The 18059-nt window shown below is 62.4% G+C and carries 16 protein-coding genes; 14 read left to right on the top strand and 2 right to left on the bottom strand.

The annotated features are described in order from the left end of the window. Positions 1–90 precede the first annotated feature (90 nt). The 8 genes from SGJ19_19475 (at position 91) to SGJ19_19440 (ending at position 9310) form a co-directional block, all read left to right on the top strand. Positions 91–1125: a FliG C-terminal domain-containing protein gene (locus SGJ19_19475; protein MDZ4782432.1), complete on the top strand. Its 1035-nt coding sequence runs from the start codon at positions 91–93 to the stop codon at positions 1123–1125. A 16-nt stretch (positions 1126–1141) separates the two neighbouring features. Then, positions 1142–1801: a FliH/SctL family protein gene (locus SGJ19_19470; protein MDZ4782431.1), complete on the top strand. Its 660-nt coding sequence runs from the start codon at positions 1142–1144 to the stop codon at positions 1799–1801. A 100-nt stretch (positions 1802–1901) separates the two neighbouring features. Then, on the top strand, positions 1902–3245 hold the full coding sequence (locus tag SGJ19_19465; protein ID MDZ4782430.1) for a FliI/YscN family ATPase: 1344 nt from the start codon (positions 1902–1904) through the stop codon (positions 3243–3245). A gap of 97 nt (positions 3246–3342) precedes the next feature. Continuing rightward, on the top strand, positions 3343–3798 hold the full coding sequence (gene fliJ / locus SGJ19_19460; GenBank protein MDZ4782429.1) for a flagellar export protein FliJ: 456 nt from the start codon (positions 3343–3345) through the stop codon (positions 3796–3798). Continuing rightward, entirely contained in the window at positions 3795–4475 is a 681-nt protein-coding gene (locus tag SGJ19_19455; GenBank protein MDZ4782428.1) for a hypothetical protein, read from the top strand. The genes fliJ and SGJ19_19455 overlap by 4 nt, the downstream gene beginning before the upstream one ends. Positions 4476–4491: 16 nt before the next feature. Continuing rightward, positions 4492–6414: a flagellar hook-length control protein FliK gene (locus SGJ19_19450; GenBank protein MDZ4782427.1), complete on the top strand. Its 1923-nt coding sequence runs from the start codon at positions 4492–4494 to the stop codon at positions 6412–6414. Positions 6415–6428: 14 nt separating this feature from the next. Then, on the top strand, positions 6429–6833 hold the full coding sequence (locus tag SGJ19_19445; protein MDZ4782426.1) for a flagellar hook capping FlgD N-terminal domain-containing protein: 405 nt from the start codon (positions 6429–6431) through the stop codon (positions 6831–6833). Positions 6834–6898: 65 nt separating this feature from the next. Further along, positions 6899–9310 (top strand): flagellar hook-basal body complex protein, encoded by a 2412-nt coding sequence (locus SGJ19_19440; protein ID MDZ4782425.1) that lies wholly within the window; start codon positions 6899–6901, stop codon positions 9308–9310. Positions 9311–9631: 321 nt separating this feature from the next. On the opposite strand, the gene SGJ19_19435 is transcribed toward SGJ19_19440, so the two are convergent. After that, positions 9632–10999, bottom strand: coding sequence for an NAD(+)/NADH kinase (locus SGJ19_19435; protein MDZ4782424.1), 1368 nt, complete (start codon positions 10997–10999; stop codon positions 9632–9634). Positions 11000–11526: 527 nt separating this feature from the next. Between SGJ19_19435 and SGJ19_19430 the strand changes: the two genes are divergently transcribed. The 3 genes from SGJ19_19430 (at position 11527) to SGJ19_19420 (ending at position 13849) form a co-directional block, all read left to right on the top strand. Then, on the top strand, positions 11527–11892 hold the full coding sequence (locus tag SGJ19_19430) for a hypothetical protein (protein ID MDZ4782423.1): 366 nt from the start codon (positions 11527–11529) through the stop codon (positions 11890–11892). A gap of 19 nt (positions 11893–11911) precedes the next feature. Further along, complete coding sequence (locus SGJ19_19425) at positions 11912–12529, top strand: LuxR C-terminal-related transcriptional regulator (GenBank protein ID MDZ4782422.1); 618 nt, start codon at positions 11912–11914, stop codon at positions 12527–12529. Between the two features lie 105 nt (positions 12530–12634). Continuing rightward, a complete protein-coding gene (locus SGJ19_19420; protein MDZ4782421.1) occupies positions 12635–13849 on the top strand; it encodes an argininosuccinate synthase in 1215 nt (404 codons plus the stop codon). Between the two features lie 51 nt (positions 13850–13900). Here SGJ19_19420 and SGJ19_19415 read toward each other — a convergent pair whose 3' ends face one another. Then, positions 13901–14629: a hypothetical protein gene (locus SGJ19_19415; GenBank protein MDZ4782420.1), complete on the bottom strand. Its 729-nt coding sequence runs from the start codon at positions 14627–14629 to the stop codon at positions 13901–13903. A gap of 185 nt (positions 14630–14814) precedes the next feature. On the opposite strand from SGJ19_19415, the gene SGJ19_19410 reads away from it, so the two are divergent. From SGJ19_19410 to SGJ19_19400, 3 genes are all read left to right on the top strand, one after another. Further along, positions 14815–16725, top strand: coding sequence for a serine/threonine-protein kinase (locus SGJ19_19410; GenBank protein ID MDZ4782419.1), 1911 nt, complete (start codon positions 14815–14817; stop codon positions 16723–16725). Next, on the top strand, positions 16722–17708 hold the full coding sequence (gene hemB, locus SGJ19_19405; protein MDZ4782418.1) for a porphobilinogen synthase: 987 nt from the start codon (positions 16722–16724) through the stop codon (positions 17706–17708). Before SGJ19_19410 ends, hemB begins: the two co-directional genes overlap by 4 nt. A gap of 114 nt (positions 17709–17822) precedes the next feature. Beyond that, positions 17823–18056, top strand: a complete 234-nt coding sequence (locus SGJ19_19400) for a hypothetical protein (protein ID MDZ4782417.1) — start codon at positions 17823–17825, stop codon at positions 18054–18056. Positions 18057–18059 lie beyond the last annotated feature (3 nt).

Raw genomic sequence — 18059 nt, 5'->3', positions numbered from 1 at the left:
AGAGATCGAGAAACGACGAATTCTAATTCTTCCCCCTCAGCGTCTCAGCGCCTCCGCGGTTAAACCTGTCACGACACTTTTTTCACGACCATGCATTCTCCCGCCATCCGTAAGGCCGCAATTCTTGTTTCGTGCTTGGATCGCGCGCAGGCCGACGCGTTGTTGGACGGCATGTCCGACGAGCAGGCGCGGCAGGTGCGCGAGGCGATGGTGCGATTGGAGGAAGTCGATGGCGACGAGCGGGACGAGGTGATTCAGGAGTTCGTCCTGCGCGGCGGCAATCGGCCCGTCGCCAAGAACGCCCGACAAGACAACGGCGTCGAACTGGCGGGCGGGCTCGCCGAACACATCGCGCGCGGTTCGGAGTCGGCCAGTCGATCTGAAACCCTGGCGCCGAGCAATCCCTTCGCGACGCGACGCCCGTTTGAGTTTCTGCTCCAGGCCGGCAGCGATCGCCTGGCCACGTTTCTGCGCGACGAACGGCCGCAGACGGTCGCGCTCGTGCTGTCGTATCTGTCCGCGGATCAATCGGCGCGCACGGCGGCGGCGCTTCCTGAGCCGTTGCGAGCCGAAGTGCTGTGCCGTTTATCGGACCTCGACGAGGCCGCGCCGGAAATTCTGCTCGAAGTCGAAAACGCCCTGCGCATTCGCATCGAACGCGACGAGCGCAATCGCGAACGTCGCAGCGCTGGACTGCAAATCGTGGCCCGCATCCTCGACGCCGCGGGACCGCGATTGGCAGACACGTGGCGCGCCGCTCTGGACACTGAACCTGTCGCCACGTTGCCGATTCAAGAAACGCCCGCGCCGCAAATTGAACAACGTTCGCCGCTGGCCTGGCATGAGTTCGAGCGTTGGGATGCGCGGCGCGCGACGGAAGCCGTGTTGGCCACGCCGCCGGAAATTAGCGTGCTGGCGTTGGCCGGCGCGTCGCCAGGCTTCTTTCAGCGGTTGACCGCGGCAATGCATCCAGACGACGCGAAGTTCTATCGCCGCGCGACGTCGCAACTGCATCCGACGCGCTTGTCCGATATCGAAGCCGCACAAGCGCAACTAGCCGCCCGCGCAGAGCAATTGGTCGCGAAGTCATCCGTTCCATCCACCGCGGCCTTGGCCGCCGCCTGAAGGAAGGAACTGTGCGATGGGCTCGGTGATCAAAGCCAGCGAACGCAACGACGCCGTGCCGGGCGTGGCGTTCAACTACGACGATATCTCGCAACAGGCCGACGCGTACTTAGCCAGGGTCCGCGAACAGGCCAAGCAGATTGTCTCCGACGCCGTGAAAGAAGCCGCGGCGTTGAAAGTGAAGGCACAACAAGAAGGTCAAAAAGCCGCCACGGCCGCGGCCGAGAAGCAAGTCGATCAACGCCTGGCCGCGCAATTGCAACCGGCGATGTCGGCGCTTGCGCAAGCGGCGAAGGACATCACCGCGGCGCGGCAGAACTGGCTGGCCCATTGGGAAGGCCGCGCGGTGTCGCTGGCCTGCGCCATCGCCGGCCGCATCTTGCGTCGCGAAGCGGAACGCGATCCCAAGGTCACGCTCAAACTTGTGCGCGAAGCCCTCGACCTGGCCGCCGGGCAATCGCGCGTGCGATTGCGGCTCAACGACAAGGATCATGCGGGTCTCGCCACGCAGATCCAGCAACTCATCGGCGCCGGTGGCGGACTCGGCAGTGTGGAAATCACGCCTGACGCCGCGCTCCCGCCCGGCGGTTGCCGCGTCGAAACGGAGTTTGGCCTGATCGATCAGACGTTCGAAGCACAACTCGCACGCATTGAGCAGGAGTTGTGTGAGAAGTAGAGAGGCGGAAGTAGGTGGAGTAGTAAGTAGGTGAAGTAGTTGGACGAAGTTACGGCGTTAGGTTTTCGCTTCCGCGTTCCGAGTTCTGACTTTTCTCCCCATGTCCACAACCTACGCCTCACAACTCGCCGACATCATGCCGACGCACCTTGAGGGCAGCGTTGTGCATACCGTGGGCATGGCTGTCGCCGTGGCAGGCTTTCCTGCGCCGGTCGGCGCGCTGGCGGAAATCGAACGACAGGCCGGGCCGCCGTTGGACGCCGAAGTCGTGGGCTTCAAAGACCATCTCACATTGTTGTACCCGCTTGATGATCTCGCTGGCGTACGGCATGGCAATCGCGTGCGATTGCGACGCACGGCGCGTTGGGTCCGCGTGGGAGATGAGTTACTAGGCCGCGTGATGAACGCGCGCGGGCAAGCCATCGACGGCGGCGCTCAACCCATCATGAACGAACGCGTGCCGCTGGAACGCAAGCCGCCACGCCCGATGGACCGCCCTAAGATCGATGCGCCGCTCACGACGGGTATTCGCGCAATCGATGGCATGCTCACCTGCGGCAAGGGACAGCGGATGGGCATCTTCGCCGGTTCCGGCGTCGGCAAGAGCGTGCTCCTGGGCATGATGGCCAAATATACGTCGGCCGATGTCAACGTGATCGCCTTGATCGGCGAGCGCGGCCGCGAAGTGCGTGAATTCATCGAGCGCGATCTGGGGCCGCAAGGCCTTGCTCGGAGCGTGGTCGTAGTGGCTACGAGCGACGAACCTGCGTTGGTCCGCGTTCGCGCGGCCATGTTCGCCACGGCGATCGCCGAATACTTTCGCGACCAGCGTAAAGACGTGCTGCTGGTGATGGATTCCCTGACGCGCTTTGCACTCGCGCAGCGAGAAATCGGGCTCGCCACCGGCGAACCGCCGACCACGCGCGGCTATCCTCCCAGCGTGTTTGCCCTGTTGCCTCGACTGGTCGAACGCGCTGGGCGCAGTCCGCTCGGCAGCATCACCGGATTTTACAGCGTGCTGGTCGAAGGCGACGATCACAACGAACCGATCGCCGATTGCGTGCGCGGGCTGCTCGACGGGCATACCTGGCTCTCGCGCGCGTTGGCTGGAAAAGGGCATTACCCGGCCATCGACGTGCTCGAAAGCATCAGTCGTTTGGCGAGCGAGATTTCGCCGCGCCCGCAACTCGACGCGTCGAACTCGGTCCGCGAATTGTTGGCCGCATATCGCGATCACGAAGACCTGATTTCGATCGGCGCCTACCGTCGCGGCGCGAACCGCACTGTCGACGCGGCAATCGATCTGCGGGATCCGATTCTGCAATTTCTGAAACAACGCTTCGAGGAACCAGCCAACGTGGAAACCGCGCGGACGGCGCTCTTGGCGCTGAAACAACAGATTGTTCAGAAAGTAGGTGAAGTAGGTGGAGTAGTAAGTAGGTGAAGTGGTGTTAGTGCGAAGATAGATGTCCTTCACCGGCTCCTCCTACTAGCTACTTCACGTACTAACTACTTCACCTACTCCACCTACTTTTCTCCCCATGCCAACCTTTCGCTTTCGACTAACGCCGGTGCTGCATCTTCGCGAAAATGCTCGCGACGAGCGGCGGGCTGCGCTGGCCGAGGCGATGCGGGCGGAAGAAGTGTTGGCGGAGCAGATGGCCGAGAAGCGCGTGCAGATTGTGACGCTCGGCGGCGAGTTGGCCAAAGAGCGCGCCATCGGCGAAATTAACGTGGAGCGGATGATTCAGGGACAGCGCTACCAAGCGATATTGCGCGCGGAATTGGCGATGCTCGGCGAACAGGCCAAGCGGGTGACGGCCGAAGTGGAGCGCCGCCGCGAATTGCTGGTCGCCGCCGATCGCGACGTCCGCGTGTTGGAGCAGTTGCGCGAGAAGCAATTGGAGCGTTTTGTGATGGAGGAAGCGCGTCGCGAGATCAAATTCCTGGATGACGTCGCCGGCCAGCGCGCCGCGACGCGGGAGTGGCCCGCATGAAAAAACTCGGCTTGGTGTTGGCCTGCGTGTGCATCGCAACGTTGCTCACGCAGGGCGCCGGCATCGCCTTGCTGTGGTCCAACGGAACCTTAACACGACAACGAATCGCGAAAGTGCTGGCCGTGTTGTACGGCATCGAACCTCGCACAGTCGCCGCCGCGACGACAGGCGACGCCGCGTCGACCGATCGCGAACAGCCGTCGTGGGAACAAATCGAACAAGCCCGCGTGTTGAAGTTGCGGCAGATCGAAATGCGCGAGCAATCGCTCGCCGCGGAGCGATTGCGCATGCGCGATGCGCAAACGCAGTTGGAGCAGAATCGATTGGCGTTTGATCGCGTGCGAGCGGCGTTCGAGGCAAAGTTGCTCGAAGATCGCGAAGGCGCATTGGCCGCCGGACAGGAGAGCGTGCGCGCATTATTGGAAACGATGAAGCCATTGCAAGCGAAAGACCAAATCCTGCGAATGTACGAAGGCGGGGATGTCGATAAAGTGGTCAGGATCGTCGCGGGCATGGCGCCCAACAGACAAGCGAAGATCTTCGCCGAGTTCAAATCAGGCAAAGAGCCCCAGGTCGTAGCTGAGATCATCAAGGCGATTCGCGACGGCCAACCGCTCGTCGCCGAGATCGACCAGACTCAGCAAGACCTCACGCAACCCGCGGAGGGCTCGCAGTAAACGAACAGGTCGTCCCATGGTCGAGTCGCAGGTCGAAGCGCCGCAAACATCGCGAGCTGCCTCCGCTGTGCGAACCACCCGGGCAACGCGTCATCCGGCGACCGACATCACGGCCGCCTTCGATCAAATACTTGCCAGCGCCGCGCAGCCTGCGCAACAAGCCGCGCCCCAGTCTGCTCCAACTGCGTCCGAGCCATTCGTTGACGCAGTGCTTCAGGAAGCTCCCCAGCGCGAGACTTCGCTCGACGACCAAAGCTCGGCCGACGACGAGCGTCGCGCGGAGCGCCAGGACGCCGTGAACTATGCGGCCGCGCCGAGTCGCCCGGAGCCGCCAGTCCGCGCTGTCCCCGCCGTCCACGCGCAGGAGACAACGAAGCCAGCGCAGTGGACGGAGCATGCTCCCGTCGCCGCGAGCGCGCATGCTAGTAGCGCCAAGCCAGCATCGCAGCGAACGGTCGAACGCCCACCCAAATTGGCGCGAGAATCGGTTGGGACGAACATTGAAGCCGCGACGAAGGCCGCGCACGACCAGAAGTCGAGCGAAGCAAAATTGAAAATCGTGAACGCAGTTGCCAAGGACGGCGCGCCGCCGCGACCGGCGGTGAATCCAGCCGAAGCCGTGCCGCCGGCGCCGCGAGTCAAGAAGGGCGCCGCCGAGACGTCAACGAAAGAAGCCAAGGCGAACGTCAAAGTGGCAGAGGCCGACACGGCGACTCCAGGTCGCCGTCAAACGCCGCAACAAGAGCGAGTGGAAAAAGCGGTCGAGGCCGCGAAGCCGACCGTCAAGCAGGACGCGAAAGTGGTGGCGCCGCAGCTCGGCACGACGGCTGTGACACAAAGCCCGGAAGCAACAACTTCGCCTGCGACCGCATCATCGCGACGCCCGAAGGGAAATGTCGAAACGACGACTACCGCGAACAATCCAGCACAAAGCGAACGACAGATTTTAGACAAACGTGCCATTCCCGCCGAGGCAACGCAAAAGGGTCCGTCAGCCAACAAGAATTCGGACGTCTCGTCCGCACCCGTGAAAACGACGGAAAAGTCGCCGGAGCCGGCTGCCGCGGTTCAATCGAGCTCTGCGGCGGCAGTCGCTGCCACGGCCGCCACGAAGCCGCGCGAGTCGACGCCTGTCGCCGAGACGCGCCGTTCGCGCGAGAGCCGCGTCGCGACCTCGAGTAATGCTGAAAGTCGCACCGCGGACTCAACAACGAGTCCGGCGCCCGTGGTCGCGCAACCTGTTACGGCGACTGCTACTCCGGCAGTTCAATCGCAAACGAATGTCGCGCCGCTGGTTTCCGCCGCGCAACCCGTCAGTGCGACACCTGCGGTGGATGCGAAGTCGATGCAGGCAACTGCGTCGACGGGCGACCGTCACGCTGCGACGCCTGCGATCGGATCGACCGGCGCCGCGCGCGAAAATGGTAAATCGCTGCTCGACAGCGCGAAGCAGGCGACGACGACCGCGCGCACGCGCAATGATCAACAACTCGAGGTCGACCGCGTGCGATTGGTGCAGCGCGTCGCCAAGGCGCTGCAAACGGCGCAAGATCGCGGCGCGCCGCTGCGCCTGCGACTCACGCCTCCGGAGTTGGGCGTGCTCAAGATCGAACTCGTCATGCGAGACGGGGCGCTCTCGGCAAAGCTGGAAGCGGAGACGCCCGCTGCGAAGGCAGCCATTCTGGATAACTTACCGGCGCTGCGCGAACGTTTAACGGCACAGGAAATCAAGATCGAGCGGTTCGATGTCGATTTGATGCAGCAGCCGGACAGCTCCGGCGGAGGACGTCAATCTTTCGCGGACGCTGAGTCGTCGCGCGAACGTGCGGCGACCAGGCAAGTTAGAAATGAACGCGCTGCGTCCCAACCAACCGGAAGCCACGAACCCAAGCCGCCGGCGATGCGTTCGACCCCCGGACGGCTCAACGTGCTGGCCTAAACGAGAACCGAAACATGATCGACACGATCAATTCCACCAAGCGGAATCCCACTGGCGCCGGGGCTAGCAATGCGCTGGAGGACCTGAACACCTCGCAGTTTCTCGATCTGATGATCGCCGAACTGCAGAATCAGGATCCGATGAATCCGATGGACAATGCGCAAATGATCGAGCAGATCGGCCAGATTCGTCAGATCGACGCGTCGAGTCGATTGACCACGACGCTCGACGCCGTGCTGATGGGCCAGAATCTTTCGAGCGCCAGCAGCATGATCGGAAAAACGATCACGGGTCTCGACATCGACGCGAAAAAGGTGACCGGCAAAGTCGACCGCGTCACAGTCACGGACGGCGTACCGGCGTTGCACGTTGGCGCGAAGACCGTGTCGCTGAAGAACGTCGGCGAGATCTTGCCGTAAGTAGAAGTTCCGAATAGCCCCGCAACCCTCTGTTTGCATCTACCTGATCGCGAAGGAACCCCGTCATGGGTCTGGCATCCGCACTAAGTACCGCGCTGACTGGTCTGACCGCGGCCGAAACCACGATCGACGTGGTGGGTAACAACGTCGCCAACTCGAACACCGTGGGCTTCAAGGCCTCGACGGCGATCTTTGCGACGCAGTTCTTGCAGACGCAGGGCCTCGGTTCTTCGCCGACCTCGACGAACGGCGGTACCAATCCGCGCCAAGTCGGCCTCGGCGTGCAAGTCGCGGAAATCACGCCCGACTTCACGCAGGGCACGATCGAAATCAGCGCCAATCCGTCCGATCTGGCGATCCAGGGCGACGGCTTTTTCATGGTGCAAGGCACGCAGGGCGAAACCCTGTATAGCCGGAACGGCATCTTTAAGACCAACTCGCAGAACGAGCTGGTTAATATTAACGGCAATCGCTTGCTGGGCTTCGGCGTCGACGACAATTTTCAGATTCTGGAAACGTCACTGCAGCCGCTGACGATTCCGCTCGGGGCTTCGGCCGTCGCGCAAGCCACGCAGCACGTCTTCTTCGAAGGCGCGCTGACGCCGACCGGCGATATCGCCACGCAATCCCAGGTCATTCAAACCGGCATTCTCGGCGACGCGCAGTTCACGGCGCCGGCTGCCGCCACGACGACGAATGCGGCCGCGATTCCCACCGGCACGACTGCCGCGGCGCCGAACACGACGGGAACATTGGCCAACGGCACGTACATCTATCGTGTCGTGTTTGCCGACGACACGATCGCCAATCTCGGCACGGAAAGCTTGGAGTCGTCCAACGTCTCGATCACGCTGGCCGGGGCCAACGACGCGGTGGACCTCACGGGCATTCCGAACGATCCCAACAGCCGTTTTGACTTCAAGCGGATTTACCGTTCGACGGACGGCGGTACGACATTTCAGTATCTGTCGGAAGTCGGTTCCGCCGTCACCACGTTCACGGACGACGGCTCGATCACACCGGCGGCCGCGAACGCGACGTTGCACAACACCGATACGCTGACCGGCAACTACAGCTACTACGTGACGTTCTTCGATCAATTCAGCGGTCGCGAGAGCCGGCCCGCGCCGCTGGTGGCGCCCTTCAACGTCGTCGGCGGGCGCATTCAGTTGGACGACATTCCCAACGACACCAGCGGCAACTGGACGCATCGCCGCATCTACCGCAACCTGGCGACGGACTCCACCGAGTTCCATCGCGTGACGACCATTCCGTTGAGCGGCACCGTCGCTTCTTATACCGACTACATGAGTGACGTGACGCTCGCCGCGTTGCCGGAAATCGACCTCGACGGACCCAAAATCAGCGCCAATACGCTGCTGGTGAACGTCTTGGGCCGCAACGGATCGACGTACGCAAATACCTTTCAAACCGGAACTTTGTCGTTCACCGGTTCGAAGGGCGGACGCGAGTTGGCGACCAAGGATTTCGAAGTCACCGGCGCGACGACGGTGCTTGACCTGATCAACTTTATGGAACAGGCGATGGGCGTTCAGGACGCCTCGTTTGATCCCGTGAACCCGATTCCCGGCGACGCGAACTTCGGCGCCGCGGGCGGCAGCGTCACGGCCGATGGCCGCATCCGCATGGTCGGCAACAACGGCGTAGATAACGCCATCGACGTCGGCCTGTCCGGCTTGCAATTTACCACGTCGACGGGCACGACCAACGTGAATCTACCGTTCGGCAAGATTCAGGACGCGCTGGGTCAGAGCGCGGTGGCCGACTTCCGCGTCTACGATTCGTTGGGCATCCCGCTCAATGTGCGCGTGACCTCCGTGCTGGAAAGCCGCGACTCCACCAGTACGACGTATCGCTGGTTCGCCGACTCCGGCGACAACGATCCCCAAAGCGGCGCGCAGATCGGCGTCGGCACTGGATTGATTTCCTTTGACGGCGAAGGCAAAGTGATCTCCGTCAGTGAAGAAACGGTTTCGATCGCGCGCAGCAGTGTTTCCAGCGTTTCGCCGTTGGAGTTCGACTTGGACTTTAGTCAGTTGTCCGGCCTGGCCCAAGAGAATAGCACGCTGGCAGCCTCGCGGCAGGACGGTTCCGCGGCCGGTACGCTGAGCAGCTTCATCATCGGCGAAGACGGTACGATTCGCGGCGTGTTCTCGAACGGCGTCACGCGCGACCTGGGCCAGATTCGCCTGGCCCGGTTCTCGAACCCCGCCGGCTTGGAGCAAAAAGGCGAGAACCTCTTCGCGTCCGGAGTGAACTCCGGCCTGGCGATCGAAGGCGACCCCGGGGGGCAAGGCATCGGCAGCATCGTCGCCGGCGCCGTGGAACTCTCCAACACCGACATCGGCGCCAACTTGATCGACCTGATCTTGGCTTCCACCCAATACCGCGGCAACACCCGCGTAATCACCGCCGCCCAGCAGTTGCTGGACGAATTGCTGAACCTGAGGCGGTAGGCGGCAAATGACGAAATCCGAATGACTGAATGACGAATGGTTGGCGTAGGGCGGGCCGCGCATCACGTTCGGCGCATTGATCGCAAAGCATGGATCGAATTGAGCGGTTGGCAATTCGCAAACGTAAGGCCCGCCGTTCAACAGTGGCGGGCCTTGCCGATCGCTGTCGGCACGGCTTTGTGTGAGTGCTTCGCCATTCAAGACGCAGTGACTTAACGCTTACGCGGCCCGCCCTACGACGCTGCCCGGCAATGCGCGCCGTCATTCGTCATTCCCGTCAGCTTCCCTCCGCGTCTCCGCGCCTGCGCGGTTCAAAGTGGGTTAACGTGCCGGGAATTGAATCTTGCTCAGTTTCGCCACCGGATCGTGGCCTGGTGAGAACGCCAGTTCCGCGGCGGCGATGTTGCTCATGCGGGCGCTCATCCAGCGCACCAGACCGTGGGCGTAGCCGTCGACGAAGCCGTGGAGCGGGCGTTTTTCCGGATCGACGGAGCGCAGTTCGATCACCGATTCCAGCGGCAACACCACGGGCCGCCAACCGTCCGGCGACAACACGTTCGAGCCCACCAGTAGCAGAGCCGATGTGCCGAGCGGCAGCGGCGTGGCGCCCATCGCACGGGCGTACGAAGTGCTGCCGGCGGCTGTGGCCACGAGCGCACCGTCGGCCACGAGGCGCGCCAAGCGCTGTTCGCCGTTCACGCGCACTTCAATCCAGGCGGTTTGACCTGTCGCACGTTCGACCCAGACGTCGTTGAAGGCCAACGCGGATTCCCGAGTACCATCCTTCATTTCCATCTCGACGCGCAGCAAAGGGACATGCTCCAACAGGAACTCTTCGTCCGCCAGCGAGGCGGCGGGCACGTCGTTGAGCAGGAATCCCAAGTGCCCCGCGTTGATGCCATAGAAAGGCACGCGCAGCCGCCAGTGCTCGCGGATCGCCCGCAGCATCGTACCGTCCCCGCCAATGACGACAATTAATTCCGGATCGTCGTGGGAATCCGGAAAGCTCTGCGCGATGCGCTGGGCTTCTTCATTGCGCGGATCGCTGACGACCTTGAGCCGCGTGCCTTGCACATGCAATCGCGAGCGTCGCGTGGGCGGGACGCCGCGGTAAAGCCCATGTCGGGCAATGTAGTCCGCCACTTCGGGCAGCAAGAGATCCGCCACGGGGCGGCTGTTGAACAAATGGCTACGGACGGCGGTGCTCGAGCGGATTTCTTCGGCGTTGATGACGCGATGGTGCGGCGGGAGATCGGCTGGCGAAAGTGGCTGTTCGCCACCGGCGACGACCACGAATCTGCCGTCGCGCCAAAGCTGGTCGCCGTGTTCCCAGGAATTCTGAATGACTGATTGGCCCGCCGCGCCGCCCGCAATCAGGTTGGCGCCCACGACAATCCAGGCCTCCGCCGCTGGAGCGAATTGTTCGGCGAGGCGATACAGCGGCGTGAACTGTCCGGCTTCCAGATCCGACAGCTCGACGCGCACCCGATCCAGGTGGCGAAAATTGACGTCCGCCATCGCTGCCAGGTAGATCGGCAGCACGTCGTTCGCCACGGGCTCGCCGGCGCGCGGTCCCGAGGGAATCACGACGACCTCGTCGAATGTTTCCGCCAGCCGTGCGGCGATCCGACGGTGATGCGCTCCGGGCGGGTTGAAGCTCCCGGCGAACAAGGCGATTTGCTGGCTCATGGCGAATCTAAGATAGGAGGGTCGAGATGGTTGGCGTTGTACCCGCTAACGAACGCCAGCGGAATTCGGAGGGGTTGGGGCGTCCCCGAAGGGAGGGTGTGGGCCATGAGCCAGACCGCACAATTGATAATAATGCATCTTGTCGGTACAAAATGATCGGAAGCGGGTTTGCTTGGCCGCTAAGCGAATCACGTCGTCGCGGCCCGCGTTATTCGTGGGCATAGACCGCCGTTTTCGCGGCGCTGTCAAGGGGCATGAGTCCTTGTGCCCCGGTATTTCCTAGGTGTTCCTAACACCAAACTGAGCTATTAGTTATACGCCACCTTGGTGGTCCAGTTCTGCCCCCCTGGAGTTCCACGGCGATGCGTCTTGACGCTGCCACTAGAATCATACAGTACATCGGTCGCGATCAGGAAACTTGGAATGCGCTGCTGCGCTCCTTTCCTGAGCCGTCGTATCGAGTGCAACAATTCTCGCTGCCTGCGGGCCGTTGCCAGGATTCAGTTCCGAGCTGGCGCTGCGAGTGCGTGCTTGTCATCGACCAGGTCGAAGAGCCCGAGGCTGCCAAATTCATGGAGGAACTGTCGCGGCATGACGCTGGCGTTCCCGTGATTGCCCTGGTGGATAGCGAGCATCCCGCGCGACTGACCGCGGCCGGGCTGGCCAGACTGCACGGCGTACATCGTCTGGTGGTCAAACCATGGCCGGATGCGTCCGCCCTCGTGGCGGCGATTGAGAGCGCTTTTGACTGGCTCGAGCACTGGAAAAAGTATCTGCGGCAACCCCTCCCGCTTTCCTGCGAACCTGTCGAAACGCTGCGGAACGCTGCCCCGACATTTTCGCTGCGTCCCGAACCGACGGTGACTTCTGCCGCTTCGACAGCCAGTTTCTAGAGCCGCGGTGGGAGCGGGAATGCAACGAACTTCGACAATTCACATCGTTGATCCCGATCCGCTTTCGGTCAACGTCATACGCGGATTGTTCACCGCACATCCGCCGAAGTTCCTGGCCCATCGCACGGCAGCGGCTTTCTTGGAGCAGACGGAAGTCAGTCGGCCGGCCTGCGTCATCTGCGAGCTGACCTTGCCGGACCGCCCCGGCGTCAAGCTGATCGAGGAAATCCGGCAAGCGAGTTGTCCGTTGCCGGTCATCGCCCTGGCGGCGAACCCCACGGTGCGGGCCACGGTCGACGCGATGATCGCCGGCGCGATGTTCGTATTGGAAAAGCCCGGCGATGCAACCAGTCTCCAGCGATTGATCACCAGTGCCGTCAGCAAGGACGCGGAACAGCTTCAGCGCTGCCAGGAACTGCGGCAGCTCTCGCTACGGTTTTCGCTCCTGTCGCCGCGGGAACGCGAAGTTGCCGATCTGATCTTCCAAGGACTCGAGACGAAGACGATTGCGGCTAAACTCGGCATCAGTCCCAAGACCGTCGAATACCACCGGGCCCAAATCTTCGCGAAGATGGAAGTCTCGAACGCCGTCCAATTGACTGTGGCCCTGCTGCGGCTCGAAAAGTCGCGCGTCTGAACAGGCGGCAGCGAACCTGGCGGTCTCGCGGCCACTCCTTGTTCCCGGGCTGAGTTCCCCGCAAAATGGCGGTTTCTTCGCTGTCTTCGGTTCGCGAGCACCCCCATGCCCAGTTGCGTTTTGGCCTATTCCGGCGGCCTTGATACCTCGGTGATCCTCGGTTGGTTGCAGGAGGAGGGCTACGAAGTTCACGCCGTATACGTCGACCTGGGCCAGCCGTGCGAGGACCGTCAGGCGATCCTCAACAAGGCCAAGCAATGCGGCGCGGCCAGCTCCCGGATCGTCGACGCGCGCGAGGAGCTATGCCGGGACTTCGCGTTTCCGGTCCTCCAGTGGCAGGCCAAGTACGAGGGGGTCTATCTCCTCGGGACGTCGATCGCCCGGCCGTTGATCTCCAAGGTGTGTCTCCAGGTCGCGCGGGAAGTCGGCGCGGACGCCTACGCCCACGGGGCCACCGGCAAGGGCAACGACCAATGCCGCTTCCAGTTAGCGGCCGAGGTGCTCAACCCGGCAGTGAAGATCATCGCCCCCTGGCGGATCGAAAAATTCCGGGCGGCGTTCCCGGGACGTAAGGAGATGATCGCCTTTTGCGAGGAACGGAAGATTCCGGTCAAGGCATCGTCGGCCAAGCCGTATAGCTCCGATGAGAACTGCCTGCACATCAGCTACGAGGCCGGCCAACTCGAGGACCTGACCGTCTGCGGCGTCGACCTGGTCGATTTCGGCATGACGGTTTCCCCCAGGCAAGCGCCCGACGCCGTGGAACGCTTGACGGTCGGCTTTCAGCACGGCGTGCCGGTGAGCGTCAACGGCAAGCAGCTCAACCCGATCGAACTGGTGCTTGAACTGAACAAGATCGGCGGCCGGAACGGCATTGGGCGGATCGACATGGTCGAAAACCGCTTCGTCGGCATGAAGAGCCGCGGCGTGTACGAAGCGCCGGGAATGACGATTCTCTACGACGCCCATCGCTACATCGAACAACTCACTGTCGACCGCGACCTGATGCACCTTCGCGATCGACTGGCGCCGGAAGTCGCCGAGATGGTCTACTACGGTTTCTGGTACCACGCCAAACTCGACGCCCTGCTGGCCTTCATCCGCCAGGCGCAAACGCCCGTCACGGGCGAAGTGACCCTCGGCCTCTACAAGGGGAACATCTCCGTCGCCAGCCGCCAAAGCCCGAACAACCTCTACGACGAAGGCATCGCCAGCATGGAAGGCGGCGGCAGCTACAACCAAACGGACGCGGAGGGTTTCCTACGCATCCAAGGCCTGCCGGGGCGAGTGCAGGGGCGCGTGACGCCGCGGAGTTGGTAAGCGTCGCAGGATGTTGTCAGCGACCATCGTCACCGCGGCGTGCAATACGGCCTAATTGCCGAAAGCCTTGGGATTGGATCTGAGGTATTCGCGGAATGCTTTGAGTCGAGGAAGCGATTCACGATCCTTTTGTCGCCCGGTTGCTTCTTTGCTGGCGATAATATCGTCTAGGCTGCATACGAAAAAACCAGCGACTTCTTGGCGTCGACTCCAGGCTTCGGAGAAGCCTTCAATTCCGTCGGGCGCGAAGATCAAATCCAAGTCGAAAGGACCGTTCTTCAGCTGAACAAAATCTTTTCCGCGACGAATGTCGTTCCTCTGAAGCTCCGTAAGTGTGAAGCCCAGCTCAGTCAGAGCGTGCGTGATCGCGATGCCATTTTCGAGATCGCGCAACACAAAGACGTCGGCGTCCTGGGTCGTGTCAGGAAAACCTAGCAAGATCGCGCCGGACTTTCCCAAGAACATGTAGCGCACGCCATTCTTGGCGAATGCATCGCGGATTTCTTCGGCCTGACGATATTCAAACGCGCCCATATCCCAACCAGCTTGGCAAGTTCTCTTCGCACCATTTTCGATAGTCCGCCATCGTCTCGAATGAACGATACGGCTCGTCGTCCAGGACGGGGCGGTACGTTTTGATGAACGCGTATCGGAAGCGTTGTTCCAACGGGCGTTTTGCCGCGGCCTGAAAATCGGCCAACCATTCTGCGGGAATGGGCGCCGGTTGACCCTCCGCCTGCGGATCCAGTGGCCGCTCAGGGCTCTGTTTTGTTCGCTCATCCATACCACCTGATCGTGGCGGAACGACAGGGTGATGTCAATGATTCCGGCCCGTGACGAGGCCTTTCATCGCTTGCTGGTGACCGCCCCCTCGGCGTGTTACGATGAATTTGGCTCGCGTCAGAACGCCCTTTCCGGCGTGACGCGTGCCGGATTGATTCGTTCCTTACCTTGATTCGCTCGCCATGCCCGTCCCGGAGCAACTCGGTCCCTATCGCATTGGCCGCCGGCTTGGGCGCGGCGGGATGGGGACGGTGTATGCCGCGATCAATCAGCAGGACCAGCAGCCTGCCGCCGTGAAAGTGCTGGCCGCGGCGCTCTCTCAGGACGAGGGCTTTCGCGATCGCTTCGAGGCCGAGGTCGAATCGCTGCGAAAGCTCCGGCATCCACACATCGTCCGGTTGTATGGCTTCGGCGAGCAGGATGGGCTGCTGTTCTACGCGATGGAATTGGTCGAAGGCCGCAGCCTGGAAGAAGAACTGGCCGTCGGTCGCCGTTTCGATTGGCGCGATGTGACCGGCATCACCATTCAAACCTGCCGGGCGTTGCGGCATGCCCATGATCGCGGGATCATCCACCGCGATATCAAGCCGGCGAACTTGATGCTGAACAAGACGGAGGAAGTGAAGCTCTCCGATTTCGGCATCGCCAAGTTGTTTGGCGCTTCGGGCATGACGATCGAGGGCGGCATCATCGGCACCGCCGAATTCATGGCGCCGGAGCAGGCGGACGGCCGCGCCGCGACCGAGCGGACCGATCTCTATAGCTTGGGCGGCGTGATGTATACGCTGTTGGCCCGAAGGCCGCCGTTTCGCGCTCGCACCTTGCCGGAGATGCTGCAACTCCAACGTTTTGCCGAACCGGACCCTGTACGACGTTATGCGCCGGACACGCCGCCGGAACTGGAAAAGATCATTTCGCAGTTGCTCGCCAAGGAACCGGAAAAACGCCTGGCCAACGCGGCCGTGGTGATTCGCCGCTTGGAAGGCATGCTGGAAGATTTGGCCGACGCCGAGGAGCGCGCGCCGCAGATCCCTCGCGCCGTTGCGGATGCCGATATCGCCAACGCGGCCACGCTGGCCGCGCCGGAGAACGGTCTCGGGCATCCCAGTCCGTCCGAGACGATGGAGTTTCTGCCGGGAGCACCCTCGCGGGACGCGGACCAATCGTCCGGTACGCGCGTCGCGGCCACAGCGGCCGACGTCCACGTCGCGGTACGCGCTGTCGACGACGCGTTCGAGCTCGCGCCGACGATCATGCGGCAAACGACGCGGGTTTTCAAAACGGTCGAGGAAGCCGATCAGGAAGATGCGGAGCGCGACGAGGAATCGACGCACGCCGTGGCTTGGCAAACCGCGGCGCTCGCGGTCACGCTGCTGGGTCTCGGACTGTTGATCTGGTGGCTGTTGCAACCGCCCGACGCGGATTCGTTGCTGGCCCGTGTCGAGGCCGCCTCCGGCACCACTCAGGGACTGGCCGCGGTGGATGGCGCCATCGAGCAGTTGCTGTCCAGCCAGGATTTTCACTTGGAACTCTCGGATCGCGCGAGATTGCAGCGATATCAAGAGGAGATCGCCATTGATAAGCTCGAACGGCAGTTCGAACGCGAAGCGCGTCGCGTTGGCAGCGCGAAGAAGCTGACGCCGATTGAGCGCGCCTACGTGGATGCGGTTCGCGCTTTACGCCAGGACGAAGCGGCCGGCGCCGAGAAACTCGACGCCCTGATCAAATTGTTTGGCACGTCGCCTGAGAGTGGCACCACGACGCAGCGGATCCTCGAACTCGCCAGGCGACAGCGCTTCAACGCCCGCATGGCGGTCACCGAAACGATGACGGACGACTTGCGGTACATAGAGTCGCGCCTCAACATCGCCGCGGATCTGCGGGGCGAGGATCCCGAAGCCGCGCGGGACATCTACGCCGGCATTATCGAACTTTACGCCGATAAGCCTTGGGCGTTGGAGACGGTGCAAGCTGTGAACGACTTGATGGCCAGCCTGCCGCCGAAGCCGGTTGAGGACGACACGAACAGCACCACGGCCTCAACAGAGTCGTCCTCCGCGCCCGTCGCCGATCCGGAATCGAACGAGCCATGAATTTTCCCACGACACGTTTGCGGCGATTGCGCTATTTGCCGCAGATGCGCGCGCTCACGCGACACGTTCATTTGTCGCCAAGTCAATTGGTTCTGCCGCTCTTCGTGCGCGACGGCGCCGGGCCGCGGCAAGAAATTACCTCGATGCCCGGACAGTATCAGCTCACCCTTGCGGACCTGGCCCAGGAAGCGGACGAGGCGCGGCGCCTGGGGTTGGGCGGAGTGATCCTGTTTGGCATTCCGTCGCAAAAGGATGCAGCGGGCAGCGACGCTTGTCGTGATCAGGGGATCGTGCAGCGCGCGGTCCAGGCGATGAAGGCCGCCGCGCCGGAATTGCTCGTCATCACCGACGTTTGCTTCTGCGAGTACACCAGCCACGGACATTGCGGTGTCATAGGGGAAACCTCGCATGGGCCCGACGTGGACAACGACGCCACGCTCGAATTATTGGCGCGCCAGGCGGTCAGCCACGCCCAGGCTGGCGCCGACATCATTGCGCCCAGCGGCATGATGGACGGCATGGTCGGAGCGATTCGTCGCGGCCTGGACGCCGCGGGCCGCACTGAGATGCCGATCCTCAGCTATGCGGCGAAATACGCCAGCGCATTCTACGGGCCCTTTCGCGACGCGGCCGAAAGCGCGCCGCAGTTCGGCGATCGGCGCAGCTATCAGATGGATTACGCCGCGGACCCCGGCCAAGCGCTGCGCGAAGTGGAGCAGGACCTCGCCGAAGGCGCCGACCTGGTGATGGTCAAACCGGCGCTGGCGTATCTCGATGTCATTCACCGCGTACGTACACGATTTCCTGGCGTGCCGTTAGCCGCTTACAACGTCTCGGGCGAATACAGCATGATCAAGGCCGCCGCCCGGCAAGGGTGGCTGGATGAACAGTCCGTCGTGCTGGAAAGCCTGGCGGCGATTCGCCGCGCCGGTGCGGACATCATCCTCACGTATTGGGCCAAAGACGTGGCGAACTGGCTCTAAACGCATGGTGCAGGTTCACTTAATCCGGCTTTTCGCGGCCGGATCGCGCTGGTACATTCGGCTCCAGCCAATCCCGAATAAGCAGTCATTTTATTGACGGAGCGATGACCCATCATGGCGAAGACCAACTGTCCGATTACGCGTGAAGAGTTCCGCAATCATGCCCAGGCGATCGAAGTCGCCATCGGCGGCAGTCCTCAGCTGGCCGAGGTGAAGGAATTCTCCACCGGCTCGCTGGGCTGGTATTTAAACGGCAAGATGCCGCTCAAAATCGGCGACAAAGTCGTCAGCGTCCAGATCGGCATGAACCTGACGATCGTCGGCTCTAAAGAATTGCCAGCCGACTAGCCG

This window comes from Planctomycetia bacterium (genome assembly GCA_034440135.1).
Classification (GTDB): Bacteria; Planctomycetota; Planctomycetia; order Pirellulales; family JALHLM01; genus JALHLM01.
Note: the sequence above shows the minus strand (reverse complement) of the source record. Positions and strands in the feature narration are given on the sequence as shown.